The organism is Cognatiyoonia sp. IB215446 (genome assembly GCF_033963825.1).
Lineage (GTDB): Bacteria > Pseudomonadota > Alphaproteobacteria > Rhodobacterales > Rhodobacteraceae > Yoonia.
Map to the genome: position 1 here is coordinate 1,027,591 of NZ_JAXBMD010000001.1, position 14,557 is coordinate 1,042,147.

Below are 14,557 nucleotides of genomic sequence, written 5' to 3' on the forward strand. Positions count from 1 at the left end.
TTTGGGTGTCTTACTTCGGCAACAAAGGGTCGCTATCCCGGCATGCAAGTCTGGCCGTGAATTCAGCCGGAGCCATATCAACATCCCTCGTGGAAACCTACAACGACGGGAAATCGTAGTTTTTGCGCTATTTTGTGAATTAAGAACGAACGCAAGATGTGTGTTGTAGTACAACACCTCTTGGCAAGGGAACCCGCTGCGCGTTCCCGTTGCATCCCTCCGGCTGTTGGCTCTGATCAGGGCATTAGTCGGCGAGCTTTTATTGCTCATGGATGCAATCGCTAACGGTGTGCCCGCCGTGCTCTGTGATCTCACAAACGCCATACGCTACGGTGATATATGCCTGCTATCCTCCTCGGTTTTGGGACTCGATCACGGGACGCTCCAGTTTCTTCCACCGATCCAGTTGCACCCAGTAGGCCGTCAACTCCCGTTGCAGTTTGGCATTCAGATGCACCTGCCGTGCTTCCTTGGCCTTGGTGTTCTCAGCTTTGAGGTAGAACATCGCTTTGGGCTTCATCTCACGATCCAGCACATCCGCCCATTTGAGCGAGGCGATCTCGCCCACACGCATGCCAGCATAATGTGACAGAAGCAGCATGAGCCGGTTGCGCTTGCCGTTTTGCATTGTCACGCAAATGGCCAGCACACGCTTCAACTCCGTATCCGTCAGCACCTTCGCTTGTTTCATCGGTCCACCGCCAATCCACTGCAATATAACGTTTTTTGCTCGTCGAGCTTGCTACGTTATGTTGTCACCTGACGGGCAGAGCGACCGTTTTCTGACTGCCAAGGTTCTGAAGTTGGTAGGGTGCAGGCGCGAAAAATATGTATTTTGTTATGTTTCTGTTCGAATGATCAGGTGGTGACGTTTCTAAAGCTTGTGCATGCCAGTACAACTTACGCTACATTAAGTTGACGCGATTGATAGGCCTCTTTTGGTCGACACAGGATACCTTTCGCCAGCACAGAAACAACAGCGGACACTAGTAGCCCAGCTCCAAACGATATGAAGAAACGCTGAGGAGCCAACAAAGACCTAGTTATGCTCTCATAAGTAAATAAACGTGTGGTTGATACGGGTTCAGTATTTCTGAGCTGCCAACGCCCAATGTCAGTTGACGCCGCCGTCAACGAGTGAGACCGTCGAACCTAGTGTCGTTGGAATTTAGTGTTTGGTAACCAAGGAAATCAAAAAGAACTGATGATGTCTCACAACAAACGATTTCAAGATTTTATTCAGCTGTCACTGCCAGCTGAACCAATACTGCCCGCTGTCCATACTACGACAGTTACCGCTTTCTCTAGTATATTAGATGCTGGGAAAATCTCTCTTACGGAATGCAAATTTTATAAAGAGCCTTTACTCTACTTGTTCTACGGAAAGCCAGCTTACAAAATTCAAGGACGTCAGAACGCGGCTACAAAAATCTTGGGTGATGCGGCGGTTACCTTTGTCTTCAATGTCCATAGCCTACCAAAAATTCACAAAAGTTTTGCACTTGATACAGGTGCTGCGTTTGGTTCTCGGTATGATCAACTGTTGCCTGCAGGGCTCGAGATTGATGACTTTGGAATGAGTGGAGAATACACTGATTTTGCAAGATTTGTAACGTGTTTTTTTGGAAGCAACCGCGACTACTATCTCGGAAACCCGTCGAATAAGAACGACCCAAGTCCATTGGATGTGGTCTCTACGTCGATGCGTGATATTGCAAATTCTGTATCTTCAGACAGATTCGACGAAAGGGCTTGTTCGTGTGAAATACAGCTGCAAGCAGACATATTACTATCAGATACTAGTATGGTCACAATCATTATGCCTGATCGACTTTTTGACGATGAAGAGGTTAGGCGCGCTCTAACTGCATGGAAGATCAAGCCAGTTCTGTACAGAATGAAGCGCGCACTTCCAAGTGAACGGACTGAAATAATAGCGGAAAAACTCGGCGACTTCTACGAGTCAGAGGGTTACATCTAGTGCGTTTCTACAGTGTCTTCGCGATGAATCCAGTGCCTGGTGCGGCGGGTTTTGGCACACCTGTTTTTTCAGATCAAACATCCTACTACGTTCAAGTGTGTAGAGATGGGCGTATAGTTGGTTTTGAAGCAGTTCAGATTTCAGACGGTGAAAGACATTTGTCTATTCCCCGCATGATGTTTTGCGTTGGTGACAATGAAAATTTCGCTTTCTTCCTAGATGGTGAAGAAGTCCTTTTTGGGAGTAAAGCTGCGGTTTCCAGCGCAATAAAGGACACGGTTGATTTGTTCTTCAACCGTCCTTTTTTACTTCTGGATGTGTCCGAATTTCTTGAGGATGACGAGCTTCAAAGAGTGGCGTTCGAGGCAATTGAAAGAGTTTCTGACAGTTTTCATGCTGCGTCTAGGCTTGACCAATGGAGGCGCAGCGATAGCAAAACTACTGAAGCAGTAGCCGAGAATCCTGTTGATCTCGCTGTCGAACAAGGCGAAGCTGATAATTATCAAGTAGGTGATGTCTCGAGCCCGACTGCGAAAATCGACAGCGATTTAATCAGTCCTAACTTGGAGTTCACTAATCTAACGGAACGAAGCGGAACCGCGACGCTTGCGCCTCTGGAGCGTGGCTTTGGCTTGACGTTAGGTAATGCGCTGCGACGTGTGTTGATGTCCGCCATCCGAGGAGCAGCGATCACGTCCGTTCAAATCGATAACGTCTTACATGCGTTTTCGGAAATTCAGGGTGTTAGGGAAGATGTTACCGACGTCGTCCTAAATCTAAAAGGGGTTGCGGTAAGACTGGAAGTTGATGGACCAAAGCGTGCCTCGATCCACGCGAGAGGCCCAGGAGTTGTTACTGCTGGTGATATTTCCAAGACTAGCGGCCTCACAATTCTTAATGAAGATCACGTGATTTGCCATCTTGATGAAGGTGCAGACCTCTATATGGAGCTTACGGTTAATACTGGTAGGGGATATGTTTCTGCGGAAAATAATAAAGTCGAAGATTCGCCCATTGGTCTGATTCCAATCGATGCCATCTATTCTCCCATCAAGAAAGTTGACTACGATGTACAACCCATACGTGAGGGTCGTGTGCTTGACTATGACAAACTAACCATGAGGATTACTACCGACGGCTCAATCGACCCGCGCGAGGCTTTGTCGAGAGCATCTGAAATACTGCAGCATCAGTTGAGCCACTTGCAAGCCGATGATCAGAATGTGCTTTTGCTAGACAATAAAGACGCAGAGCTGGACTATCTAGCCTCTGCTTTGGAGCAACCGGTTAATGAACTCCACCTGTCAGTACGGTCTGCAAATGCCCTCAGAAACGGAGATTTTGTGATAGTTCGCGATTTGGTGGAGGCGACTGAGGCGGAGCTATTGAGGACGCCGAATTTTGGACGAAAGTCGCTTAACGAAATAAGAGAAGTCCTTCATAGTATGGGGCTGCACTTGGGAATGGACACTGCCAAAATGAGTGCAAGAAGACATTCTCAAAACAGCGCGAAAAATTAGTCTCGCTCACGCAACTCGTCCCACGCGCTATTTTCACGTTTTAAACCGTCTTTGTAGCGTTCGTACAACTCAGAGAGGGTGCTTTCATCTAAGTTTCCGGTTTTCTCTGAATGGGTTAGATCTTCCCTTAGCTCAAAGAAGCGCCGACGCGATTGCGCCGCAATAATCCATAGTCTTTTGTGGCCAAATAGAGAGCCGTATGCATTGATAATGGCCTGTGTTGCACCCAGCAAGATCGCCAAAATTTGTAAGGCAGTTTCTAAGCTTGGTACGTACTGACTTACACCGATCGCTGCGGTGATTGCCGCCCCTGAGAATGCGTTATAGAGAGTAATCCAAGTCGTATATTTTTTGTCTAATCTTTGATTTCTTCCAAGGCGTTCAATGTGGTGTTCAATATTCTCACGGAGGTATTCGGCATCAACCTTAACTGACATAATTTTCTATCCCCAACTAAACTTCATCTAGATGGTCCCTCGATGGGCCGTGTGCAAAGATAAGAAGTTTTCCGAAATGTTGCCGCAGAAAAGCACAGATGCCATCAAATGTCAGATAAAATGGGTGAGTTTGGTGGGTGAACTGCATTGCGTTGGAAGAGCTGAAGGAAGTCAGTGGGTGTATGGCGACATCGTATTTTTGGGTTCAAGAGAGAAAGTGCCTGCTCCATGTCGCTTGCCTATTCCTCAGGACCCTCAACTAGATGTGTTCGACCGAAGAAGTTGTGTTTCAAGTTAAGACGTAACAACACACCGATACTGTAAGCCGTCAGTCTACAGATTGGTACCTTGGAGCGGTCTGATCAAGTTACGCCCCATTTCAAAATCAAGCTTGCAGCGTGGCGTTTGGCAAAAGTGTCGGTGTTACATGGCTTTTCCTCTGATCACTTGTTCGGTCCGCGTGTTCATGCCCAGCTTAGTACATCGCTAGCACAGTTCGAATTCGATCTTACAATATCAATGGGTTAACCCACCGTGACGCGCATTGAAAATCCTCGTGTCGGTGGTTCGATTCCGCCCTCGGGCACCATTAAATTTAATTTAAGTTATTAAATACAAGAAGTTAGACGATGCACTATCTTGTATGTCCACCCCCATATCCACCGGTTCAAATTCCGGGGTCAACATGTGTTAGGCGTCGCCGTCAGACGTACATTCGGGTAAAAAACCGATCAGGCTGAAAACGGGACTTCTGTGCGGTGATCTAGCTACACACTGAAGTAGATTGGAGCGAAGCGTTGCGCATTTCCGGAGTGTGATCAGCCCATAATTGCACTCAGTTGCCGAAATTAAACTTAAGCGGTGTCCTGTGGAAAAAACTGTGGATAAATGGTATATATTGTGTGTGGCCAAGATCGAGCACCTATATGATCCTGTTCGACCACTGCCTCAGTGGAAAACTCTTTACTAACAATACCTTAATGCTAAGTTCGAATGGAGTTTATAGCGACACTTCGTTGACATATTCGCATTTCCTGTTACTTTGCTATCGCTAGGGCGGCATGTTTGTCGCCTTTTCGACTCTGATTTGTGTGGATAATTTAGAGGGAAATTCGTGGCAGCGACACGCAAAAGTGTAAAAAGCATGGTGAAATCGCGAAAGGCACAGTCACGGAAGCCTCGTGCTTTCATGGTGGATGCAAAGTCGTTCGACGGTGGGCCGAACACTGCCGCCAAGAAGCGCGCCCCTAAACAGAAAAACTTCAAGCTTGCCCGTAAGGTTATGGATGACTACTGTTTTCCCGAATAACGGGAAACGTGGTATTCAGTGAAAGTATTAGAGAAGCGTTACTATCTAGCAGTTGATTCTCGGCCAGACTTGGGTGTCGATTCATATATTGTAAGAATCACTTCCAACCTCAAGGCGCTGCTCCGAGACTGGGGACCAACCTCAAGAATATCGCCTGTCTGGCAACTTCGGCCACGAATAGCAGACCGTGACTTAATAGTGCGCCCCGGCGAAGGCGACCCAATGTCCCTTTGGTTTCTACACGGAGTATCTGCTGACTTCTTGCGTGACGAGTTCTCGCAGGAGAACCTCGGCAAACTCTATCATGAGTCGATGTGGCTTAGTATTGGTACACACAGCCTCGTCCTCGTCTGCCGAGATGGACAGCTTGACTTGGACATTAGGAACACCTGCGCCGACAACTTGGTGCCTTTTGAACGTTGGCTGATAGACCAATCAGACGCGGCAAACTCCTTCATCGGATCAGAAGTAGAATATTACAGCCCTGAACAGTACTTCTCGCCAAAGGAAAATCGCAAAACCAAACTAGCCGTAGAAACACTATCGAATGCAAGTATTGAGGCCGATGATGCGCTTGAGTTCATGCAGATTGAACTTTGCGCGCTGCTTTCCGTGATCGAGGGAAGATCACGCGGCCCCTACTCAGTATTGGTCGACGATGCAAAGAGCATTGAGAGCTTGGCAAGTGACCTTTTCAATGGACACGACAAAGAAGATGAGCACGCAGTGAATGCTGCTCAGCATGGCAACGGAAGAATCGACCGCCCAGACTTGCTATTGACCCTCAATGCTGGGCTTTCCCGCCTCGCCTCACAGGCACTATCAGGTACTTCCCCTATACTTAGAACAGAATGCCATTTTTGGCCGCATTCTTTCCTTGGTACGGGAGTCGCCAACTTAGCACTGAGAAATGTCGCATCCTTCCTCACTTCGCTAACCGAAGATGTCAAGTACGATCAGCGAGTAAATGCGCTAGGAGAAAAGGCTTTCTTGATTAATGACTATCCAGTTACGAAGTTCGGCAGCCACTTTCCGGATTTCTTCAGCCTAGAAAGAAATCAGGTTTCCAAGTCTAATAACTTGGACGAAATACCACTGAAGTTGGCAGAAGAATTTGATGAGGAGGTCGGGGAAGCCGCAACTCCAATAACCTTCTTCAGTGGCCGAGATGGCTTTATGAATGGCGCACTCACCACGAGTGCTCCACTACCAAGTGTTCTGGGTGGTAACAGCTACCAATGGAACCTCGGCACTATCACACACGAGATTAGTCATCGCATCCTAGGAGGGCATATATTTGATTTGGTAGATGGTTTTCTCGCCGCCATGTTGGAACTTCAAAACAGTGGCCCGGTCGGATGTCGCGAAATCAATGAATACTTTCAAGATGCACCAACTACATATTCAGACTATGCTTCGAAGATGCTGGGTCGCTCATTAATGCTATTGAGTTGTTTGGATTTCGATGAGTCCGACATGAGGCGCTCCATGTCTCATCCTTTTGATTTCTTCATTGAAGTAGATGAAAGGCACACCGGTGATCTCGAGGAACTTCTCGTCCATATATTCGACTACTACCACTTCTATGGAACCAATGCGGAAACGTATTGCTCGTTTGTTTGGCTGTCGTGGGCAGTTCTGCCTGCTATTCAGGAACGTCTATTCGAATACGTAGTTAGAACTCTGGTTGCTCTCGGCGTAAAGTTCATTGGGCGAGATGACGATGGCCACGCAGAAGAAGACGATTGGAGAGAGCTTGCAATTGCGGATTTCTGTTCGGTCTTAGCGCAAGAGCCCTTACTCTCACGCCTTCCAATGCGAAAAGAAATTGAGGGGTTCCTCAATGATCAAGACAAACGAGAGGAAATCCTGCATTACCTAGAGACATATGAGCCCCTACTGGTTGTATTTCATATGTTTTTCAAGTCAAATAAGTTGCGAATAAACGCCTCCAAGGATCGTAGTTCCAATCCTCATAATCGATCTGTCGTCCGAAACGGTCACAAGGAGAAGCGATACTATCATTACAGGTTCCCCGCTAACGTTTTTGTTAGCGAGAAACCATCAATTGGAAAACCTAAGTTTTCGAACCCTCTACTATTTCTCAGGGATTATTCCAGAGAAGAAGTTCCAAGCGCGGCACAATCCGCATGGTTACTACATATGCTGGCATTCAACTTGCAAAATGTCGGCGGACAGTTGGAGAGTGAAGTTTGAAACTTTATGGATTCCTATTTCAGTGGGACGGGTTTGCGCCTCATAGGGTCAGTCCAGAAGCTATTGGCGACGCCTTTCTCTTCAGTCTAAATGATGTCCCAAAATTCAGCGACATTTCTGATCGGCACGGCGTTGTAATTCCTAAGCCTCTACCAAAGAATTGGCGGTTGTTCGAGTTCATTTCCAATGAACCGCTCACAAAGGACGACTCAGTCAAGCCTCCAAGAACGCTGGATAGGAACGGTTACCCTTACTGGATTCATATTCGAACCAATATGGATGCTGGAACAGTTATTGTCGCAGCCGCTACTTTTAGAATTGCGGTACAGGCTGTCATGACCATAAATGCGTACGTTTTGCCCAAGATGCAAAGACGTAATATCCGAGTTGCTGAACTCGCTGAAAGGCTGCTTCGTCACGAATCGAAGACGGAATACTACGTGACGCTATTGACTACAGACGTACCTGGATTTGGTGAGGCGGTTAAAAGCCTCTCTTTGGAAGGTGAAGATATTGTCGGTGCGGAATTTTTCCACTTTTCAAATTCAACAAGCAACGACAGTCAAAAGCAAGGACTACGTTATACGAATTTCACGGCGAAGCGCATAGGCCTGAGGCCAATCGACTCGAGATCCGAATGTGGTAGATTTGGAACGGACAATAGGATCGAGTTCTCTGATGATGGACTTCAAGAGCTTGAAGACTTCCTAAAGTACGTCAGCGTTTGATACTAACGGCTTGGGCCCGGGTACACACGCATGGTTGGCTCACCATGGAGTTCACGTTTAATTGGTTTTACGCCCAGCAGTGTTCCCACATGCAAGTTCCAAACCTCGTGCTCTATTCCGTGCTTGTCTTTGATATCCTTCAGTCGTGTTGCTGAAGCGAGTTTGTCCATAACCATAATTGCGTCCAGAACAGATCTCGAGCAGACAACTTGAGCATCATGTTCTTTTATCATCCCAGACATCAAACGAGCACAATTATTTATCGCATGACCAGTAAACTTACGGACCTGTCTACCGGCAATTTCCGCATCCCAGACTATGACTTGGTCTTTGTGAATCGCCGCGCGTACGAGAACTTTATAGTTCTCCTCTGTGATGTTTGCATTTTCCCGGTTTAGCCTCTTGTAGAAGTCTTTCAGTACTTCCAAGACGTCGACCTCGGCCCATCTAAACAGCGCATACCCTCCGTCACCGGCATCAACCCAATGTGGTGCTTGCGCATCATCCTCAGGCTGCTTTTCCTTGATAGCCCAGTTGAAGCACCTATCAACTGTTTCTTGCGCGAGCTTCTGGTCTCTCAAACTCTTTTGCGAGTATTTTATGATGTCCAAGCCCAAGATCACGTAGCCTGCAGGAGCGAGTTCGGCCATTCCATTCCTCAAAAACTGTTACTCGATCTTTCTACTTAAGGCGGCATAGCTAATACATGCACCTCAACCATATGCATTAGTATCGCAGGAGTTGTGTCTTATCAATGGATCATCTGTGAGCGTTGATGAGTCATCGAGAAAAACCGTGTCTTGACTGACCGCGCTGTCAAGCAACTCACTTTAAGGTGGACAAGTAGGTGGATAACCTACTATCTGTCATTCATTCCCCCAGTCTTTTAGGTCTTTTAGGTCCACTTTAGGTGCCGCAACAGGGCACTTCAGCTCTTTGATCCTGATCACGTTCGCAACACGCAGACATCATCGACCAACATGAATGCAGTTCTGCTCGCGGATACCGACGGTCTATTCAGACACCAGCCGAACATCAAACGGAATTGTACTTGAACTCCCACTAGATTGCTGATCGCCGTTCTCGACCGACATTGTCACCCTGCGGTTTTTCGAGTAGCACGCTTCATCGAAACAGACCTCAACGGGTGCAGTCTTTCCAAAATACTGGATAGTTATTCTGTTTCTCGGAACACCGAGTGCGATCATCGCTTCAGCCACAGTATTCGATCGCCTCGCTGAAAGCGAACTGTTGTAGGCGAGTGTTCCCTGTTCATCCGCGTGACCGGCAATGAGTATTTGTTCAGTTGGACTTGCGCGCAAGTCTGAAACGAACTCTTCAATTGTCAGGTATGCAGAAGCCTGCAGTGAGGAGGAATCTACCATGAAATAGACAGTGTCTGTTCTCCGACTGGGTTTAGCTCCTTGATCTGAGCTCGGCCTTGGCGCTGGCGTGAGCATCACACCTTCTGTCGAGTCTAGTTCTTGCAAAGTAGGCGTGTGGCTGTCGGCTAGCGATGCTCGGTCAGTACTTGTTGCGGACACTTCATTCTGTTTTGCCAGCCTCAAGGCCCCTAGAACTGCGAGGGTCGTGTGGTCAATCTGACCGAGTGCAGGGTCCAAAAGATTGTTGATTTGAAATTGCTCAACTTGTGCTCGCGTTCGAGGCCCTACGACTCCATCTATTTCTCCCACGCCATAGCCCAAGAGCGCCAGGTCGCGCTGCAATTGTTTCACATCAAGATTTGGCACATCAGTTAGTTCATCAGCATTAACTTCAAAGCCTTCCACTGCAACGTCAACGCTTGAAATTGGCTGACCTAGAGTTTGGTTCGTCGCAAAGTTGTAGCCGGACGACAAGGCAGCAAGCCGTTCTTGTCTTGCTGGATGACTGGTAGTGCTGTCGACTGAACCAAAGTTCTCCAACGCGCACTTTGCTTGGTCGATGGTGGCACCTAACCGCGCTAGGTAGACGCCCGAGAACCGATCGGCCTCCAGTTCCTCAATGTATACGTCTTCTGCCCTCAGTTGATGATCGTGGAAGTGATGCCCAATCTCATGAGCCAGAACGCCTAGTATTGCGAATTCCGGATCACACTTCTCAGCAAGCCTATCAAAGAAGTCTTGGTTATAGATAATGAACTTTCGGGGTCCTGCGAGAATCGCTGCGGCGCTTTCTACAGTTCCTGAGTAGCTTTCGAAGAGGTTATTGCTTGTACCAACCGCCGACAGAATTCTTTCTATCTTTTCTTCAACGTTTGGGAGTTTGTCAAAAATGATCACACCGTCTGCGATTTCCGCACCAATCAAGAGCTCGCCAGCATATGCTGAGCCTGAGTCAAAGCTGATTCGTTGTTGGGCCTGTACTGTCCCGCAGAGCAGAAGCAGGACAATGATTGGAAGCTTATTGATGATGACCATGAGAAACCTCAAAAGAATCACTACAATTTCATCAACTATAGCCGCGTTGATGTTCGCGGCCCAAGGTGTGCTTGCATGTGGCACTTACGAAGGGCGGCTCATCCTTGAGGACGTTGCCGATCAATTTGTAAGAGACGACCCTGATGACATTGGACATACAGAGTTTCAGCTATTGAGCCCTTACACATTCATCGACTGCAACGGTACCCGACACACCGTGCCTCCCTATCGAGAGATTGGTGGAGAGACAGTCCCGACAGTAATAAATGGTGCATCCATCCCGCCTTCGGTTTGGTCTCTGGTTGGAGGGCCTTGGTCAGGTAGGTATCGAAACGCTGCCGTGATACACGATTACCTAGTCGAAACACGGTATTCGAGTTCGGATGTGACGCATCGAATTTTCTACGATGCTATGGTCACTTCCGGAACTCCGGCGTGGAAGGCGTCCTTAATGTACTATGCTGTATTGAAGGGCGGCGCATATTGGGAAGAAGGCTCAGCATTTGTGTCATCTGATAGAGTTGCAGACCTTTCCGTCGAAGACCTTGAGGAAGTTAAACAATTGTTCTTGGATCGAACTTACTCGCCGGAAGAAATTCAGCGACTAGCAGAGAATTGAGCCGTCTCTATGCCAGTTTGATGCAAGAACTACGTGGTGAAACTTACTAAAGTCGTCCATTTAGCCACAATAGACACGATCAAGCCCGTAGATCATCTGGTCACGCGCTCCCGCGAGGTAATCGGTGCTCTTCGCATCCGCAATCGGCATAGAGGCGTCTGCCGCGGCCATGCGCGCGTCGTCCAGCGCGCGCTGGGCGAGTTGTATGTGATTCAATGTGTCAGGGTTCATATCGTTCTGATACGCCACCTGTGCATCGGTCAATCGTGCTTGGAGCATGTCGACGGATGGTGTGCCGGGCGCGCCGGAGTCCATCATCCACATTGGCACTGTCAGCTTGGCGCCTCATGAAGAAAGCAAAGGGCGCGCTGAAATGGATTTACGAGGCGCTGTTGGCAGACATCAAGTCGTCCAGCAAGTTGCATATGGATGAAACGCATCTGGGGCAGATGTTCCCTGCTGTATGCGAAAGAACGCTCGCAGGGGGCGATTTGCACCGCTTACTGCCCGTCTTGCTCGGCCAGTTTTGTAATGCCGCTGGGACAGACTCTGAGCCGTTGACCACACCGCTGAACGCCCGAACATGCTTCCTGTTGTGAAATCGAACCTTGCTGTTCCCCTAAAGTGCACTCCCGACAAAGCTTTTGGGGTAAACTTGCCGGGGACACCCGATCGTGTTTTGTCAAAGTTAAGGTACGATTGTCACCGACAGACTTCAGAAAGTGTCGACCCTAAATTTTGGATCCTTGTAGTAGGCACGTGCGATCGAAATCAAGCGTGGTTGAGGTTCGCGCTCTGCCTCGATGTCGGCATATGCATCTAGCGCTTGTTGATAGGCCGATAGTGACTGGGTGCCAAATTGTCCATCAATGGCTGATTGCAGATAGCCCATCTCCGCCAAAAGCGTTTGGGCGGCCGCGTTAAGAACGCGATCGGAGAGAGGTTGCAATAGATTGCGGGCTTGCTCTGCCGCGTCAGGATTCTGCAAGGCTGCGGCTTTTGCTGCGCGGACTGCTGCATCGACGTTTGTGTATCCATCTGGCGTCTGATTGAGTATTATCCAGGCGCCGTTCGCGCCGCCCCAAGGGTCGCCGCGCGCGAGCCCGAGGTCATACCACTCCATAGCGACTTGATAATCTGCAGAAAAACCTTCTGCACCGTCGTAGATGCGCCCAAGACTTGTCGGTGCAGTCGGATGGCTTTTGTCTGATGCCGCTTTGAGATTCTCGATTGCAAGAGGAAGATCACGGGGAATGGTGCCGAGACCATTGGTGTAGATCAGCCCAAGATTGTTGTAGCCAAATGCACTTCCACGGCCCGCCGCCTCTTGAAAATAGCGCAGTCCACGTTCCGGCTCATAACCACCGCCGTTTTCATTGAAATGATAGGCGCCCAGTTCATTCAAGGCCTGAACATATCCCGCATCGAAAGCTCGCAAGAGCAACTCATACCCACGGTCCTTTGCAACGTCACTTTCCCCAAACCGCAAAAGTTGCCGCCCCAGCCCGTAAGCACCCAAGGCATCGCCATTCGCCGCAGCCGTTTCGTAATTTGCCAGTGCTGAGGCAGGCGCCTCGCCCACCTGGAAGCCACCCGCAACGGCTGACTGGATCGTCTCCAAACCCGCAAGCCCGGTATAGGCGCGGATGTGACCCAGATCCCGTGCTCTCTCCAGATGCTCTTTGGCGTCATCATAACGCTTGTGCGCCAAAAGAGCGCGGGCGAACTGGTAGTGAAATCGTTCGGTCTCTGGAAAGTCCTCGACAGCTTGGCGGCATGCCTCCAATGCCAAATCGATCCGCATGTCCTCAGCCGTCACTTCGATCCCCACCCCTTGTGGGTCAAGCTGTGCGCCGGCTTCTATGTCGCACGCGTTGACGGTCAGGTTGACCTGGACATTTATTTGATTGTCGCCGGCGGCGAAAACAAGGTTGTCCGTGCGTCCCGGGTTCTCTTGGCTGATATCGGTCAGATCTGACAATCTGGGCGAATAGCTCAGGCGATCCAACGCACTTGCAGGCACCGTGTCACCTTCGCGCAGAGCAACCTCAATCTCTGCGCCAATCAGTTGGAGGCCGCGCGTGACATCAGTGTAAGTGAGCAGTCCGTTTTCCGGTGCCCTGCGTAGCGTAACGGTATCGAGTGCAGCATCGATTTCAAGATCGGCGAGCTGTGTTCCAATGCGAACGTTGCGATCCCAAGCCTCGGTGACATTGACTGTCACGGGCAGATCAAGTCCTGCGCCTGCGCTGATCACTGGCCGATCCGAGTCCAAGATAGGCGGCGGAACATCTTCCACGAAAAAGTAGATATCGCCATCCAGGGTAGAGTTTGACCAGGGGACCTGCCTTCCGTCCGTTCGAAAGGAAACCTCTTCGCGCACGCTTGTAAAGATCGCCTCAATGGCCGTGGTGGGGTTGCTACGCGCCTCGGTGATAAACGCGCCGGTGTAGGGGCTATTATCGCCGATACCGTCATATGCAACAGCACCTGGCGATGTCGAAAACGAGATTATGGAATTAGTCGGCGCAACCTGACTGGAAAACCCGGTTTCAACGACTTCTTGCGTCGAAAACGGTCCATCAACGACACTTGCCCCGATAAACGGGTTATCCCGGCAGCTATCGAGAATAAAAAGCTTCAAATCAGCCTTGGCAGCAATCGCAGCGATCCAAGTATCGAGCGACATCGTCTGGAAGGGCACGTCGTATTGGGTCGAAATCCGCGCGTCGACCGGGATGAGGTAGTTGCTTGCCCCAATCTGGAAACCGTGGCCGGAGTAATAGAACAGGACTTCGGAATCGTCGGGCAGGCCTTGGATCACGTTTCGAAAAAACTGTTCAAAGCCCTGACGGGTCAGATTGTTTTGTTGAATGACGATGTATCCGGCATCTTCCAGAAACGATGCAACAAGGTCTGCGTCTGCATCCGGGTTCGGCAGTGCAGGCATATGCTCATATTCGGCATTGCCCACAACAATCGCATAGCGGAAGTTCGGTGTTTCAGGTTGGGCAAAGACGGGCGCCGCAGCCAGTATTGCAAAACTGCACAGCGCCGCCCGTATCATTCGCTAGAACAACCCGCTGAGGCCACCACCAGGCGGTAGGTCGCCGACCGGATCGACCCCCCCGCCTAGGCCAGGACCGCCAACGTCGCCTGGAATTGAAGGACGATTCGGCAAATCATCGCTAGGGAGTGACGGGCCTGTATTACCGCTTGACGAGCTGTCATCATCGTCCGCTGGCGAAGGGTTTGTCCCACCGCTTGATGCGTCGCCATTATCGGCGTTGTCATTGCCGACGTTGTCGCTCGGAGGTTGCGACGAA

Annotated in this window: 12 protein-coding genes; 6 read left to right on the forward strand and 6 right to left on the reverse strand. The window is 49.5% G+C overall.

Features of this window, described 5'->3' with window-relative positions:
• Positions 1 to 346: 346 nt before the first annotated feature.
• The gene (locus tag SLH49_RS05225) at positions 347 to 691 is read right to left on the reverse strand and encodes a tyrosine-type recombinase/integrase (protein WP_320268093.1); all 345 of its coding nucleotides are present in this window, start codon (positions 689 to 691) and stop codon (positions 347 to 349) included.
• Between the two features lie 480 nt (positions 692 to 1,171).
• Here SLH49_RS05225 and SLH49_RS05230 point away from each other — a divergent pair, with 480 nt between their 5' ends.
• Positions 1,172 to 1,981 (forward strand): hypothetical protein, encoded by an 810-nt coding sequence (locus SLH49_RS05230; RefSeq protein WP_320268094.1) that lies wholly within the window; start codon positions 1,172 to 1,174, stop codon positions 1,979 to 1,981.
• Positions 1,982 to 2,532: 551 nt separating this feature from the next.
• Positions 2,533 to 3,501 (forward strand): DNA-directed RNA polymerase subunit alpha, encoded by a 969-nt coding sequence (locus SLH49_RS05235; RefSeq protein ID WP_320268519.1) that lies wholly within the window; start codon positions 2,533 to 2,535, stop codon positions 3,499 to 3,501.
• Here SLH49_RS05235 and SLH49_RS05240 read toward each other — a convergent pair.
• On the reverse strand, positions 3,498 to 3,938 hold the full coding sequence (locus SLH49_RS05240; protein ID WP_320268095.1) for an SLATT domain-containing protein: 441 nt from the start codon (positions 3,936 to 3,938) through the stop codon (positions 3,498 to 3,500). The genes SLH49_RS05235 and SLH49_RS05240 overlap by 4 nt on opposite strands.
• A gap of 1,531 nt (positions 3,939 to 5,469) precedes the next feature.
• On the opposite strand from SLH49_RS05240, the gene SLH49_RS05245 reads away from it, so the two are divergent.
• Complete coding sequence (locus SLH49_RS05245) at positions 5,470 to 7,464, forward strand: hypothetical protein (RefSeq protein ID WP_320268096.1); 1,995 nt, start codon at positions 5,470 to 5,472, stop codon at positions 7,462 to 7,464.
• Positions 7,461 to 8,192 (forward strand): hypothetical protein, encoded by a 732-nt coding sequence (locus SLH49_RS05250; RefSeq protein WP_320268097.1) that lies wholly within the window; start codon positions 7,461 to 7,463, stop codon positions 8,190 to 8,192. Before SLH49_RS05245 ends, SLH49_RS05250 begins: the two co-directional genes overlap by 4 nt.
• Positions 8,193 to 8,194: 2 nt before the next feature.
• Here the strand turns inward: SLH49_RS05250 and SLH49_RS05255 are convergent, their stop codons facing one another.
• Both SLH49_RS05255 and SLH49_RS05260 read right to left on the reverse strand, forming a co-directional pair.
• On the reverse strand, positions 8,195 to 8,842 hold the full coding sequence (locus tag SLH49_RS05255; protein WP_320268098.1) for a hypothetical protein: 648 nt from the start codon (positions 8,840 to 8,842) through the stop codon (positions 8,195 to 8,197).
• Between the two features lie 363 nt (positions 8,843 to 9,205).
• Positions 9,206 to 10,612 (reverse strand): OmpA family protein, encoded by a 1,407-nt coding sequence (locus SLH49_RS05260; protein ID WP_320268099.1) that lies wholly within the window; start codon positions 10,610 to 10,612, stop codon positions 9,206 to 9,208.
• Between SLH49_RS05260 and SLH49_RS05265 the strand changes: the two genes are divergently transcribed.
• Positions 10,611 to 11,231 carry a DUF1353 domain-containing protein gene (locus SLH49_RS05265; RefSeq protein WP_320268100.1) on the forward strand — a complete coding sequence of 207 codons (621 nt, stop codon included), beginning with the start codon at positions 10,611 to 10,613 and terminating at the stop codon, positions 11,229 to 11,231. The genes SLH49_RS05260 and SLH49_RS05265 overlap by 2 nt on opposite strands.
• Positions 11,232 to 11,291: 60 nt before the next feature.
• Here the strand turns inward: SLH49_RS05265 and SLH49_RS05270 are convergent, their stop codons facing one another.
• Positions 11,292 to 11,555 (reverse strand): hypothetical protein, encoded by a 264-nt coding sequence (locus SLH49_RS05270; RefSeq protein WP_320268101.1) that lies wholly within the window; start codon positions 11,553 to 11,555, stop codon positions 11,292 to 11,294.
• 23 nt (positions 11,556 to 11,578) lie between these two features.
• Between SLH49_RS05270 and SLH49_RS05275 the strand changes: the two genes are divergently transcribed.
• Complete coding sequence (locus tag SLH49_RS05275) at positions 11,579 to 11,830, forward strand: hypothetical protein (protein ID WP_320268102.1); 252 nt, start codon at positions 11,579 to 11,581, stop codon at positions 11,828 to 11,830.
• Positions 11,831 to 11,946: 116 nt separating this feature from the next.
• Here the strand turns inward: SLH49_RS05275 and SLH49_RS05280 are convergent, their stop codons facing one another.
• A complete protein-coding gene (locus tag SLH49_RS05280; RefSeq protein ID WP_320268103.1) occupies positions 11,947 to 14,298 on the reverse strand; it encodes a caspase family protein in 2,352 nt (783 codons plus the stop codon).
• Between the last annotated feature and the right edge of the window lie 259 nt (positions 14,299 to 14,557).

What these genes read in the sequence shown, in the direction of transcription:
- SLH49_RS05225 (WP_320268093.1), bottom strand. Translation starts at nt 691, where the DNA reads ATGAAACAAGCGAAGGTGCTGACGGATACGGAGTTGAAGCGTGTGCTG.
- SLH49_RS05240 (WP_320268095.1), bottom strand. Translation starts at nt 3,938, where the DNA reads ATGTCAGTTAAGGTTGATGCCGAATACCTCCGTGAGAATATTGAACAC.
- SLH49_RS05245 (WP_320268096.1), top strand. Translation starts at nt 5,470, where the DNA reads ATGTCCCTTTGGTTTCTACACGGAGTATCTGCTGACTTCTTGCGTGAC.
- SLH49_RS05255 (WP_320268098.1), bottom strand. Translation starts at nt 8,842, where the DNA reads ATGGCCGAACTCGCTCCTGCAGGCTACGTGATCTTGGGCTTGGACATC.
- SLH49_RS05265 (WP_320268100.1), top strand. Translation starts at nt 10,611, where the DNA reads ATGAGAAACCTCAAAAGAATCACTACAATTTCATCAACTATAGCCGCG.
- SLH49_RS05260 (WP_320268099.1), bottom strand. Translation starts at nt 10,612, where the DNA reads ATGGTCATCATCAATAAGCTTCCAATCATTGTCCTGCTTCTGCTCTGC.
- SLH49_RS05270 (WP_320268101.1), bottom strand. Translation starts at nt 11,555, where the DNA reads ATGTGGATGATGGACTCCGGCGCGCCCGGCACACCATCCGTCGACATG.
- SLH49_RS05275 (WP_320268102.1), top strand. Translation starts at nt 11,579, where the DNA reads ATGAAGAAAGCAAAGGGCGCGCTGAAATGGATTTACGAGGCGCTGTTG.
- SLH49_RS05280 (WP_320268103.1), bottom strand. Translation starts at nt 14,298, where the DNA reads ATGATACGGGCGGCGCTGTGCAGTTTTGCAATACTGGCTGCGGCGCCC.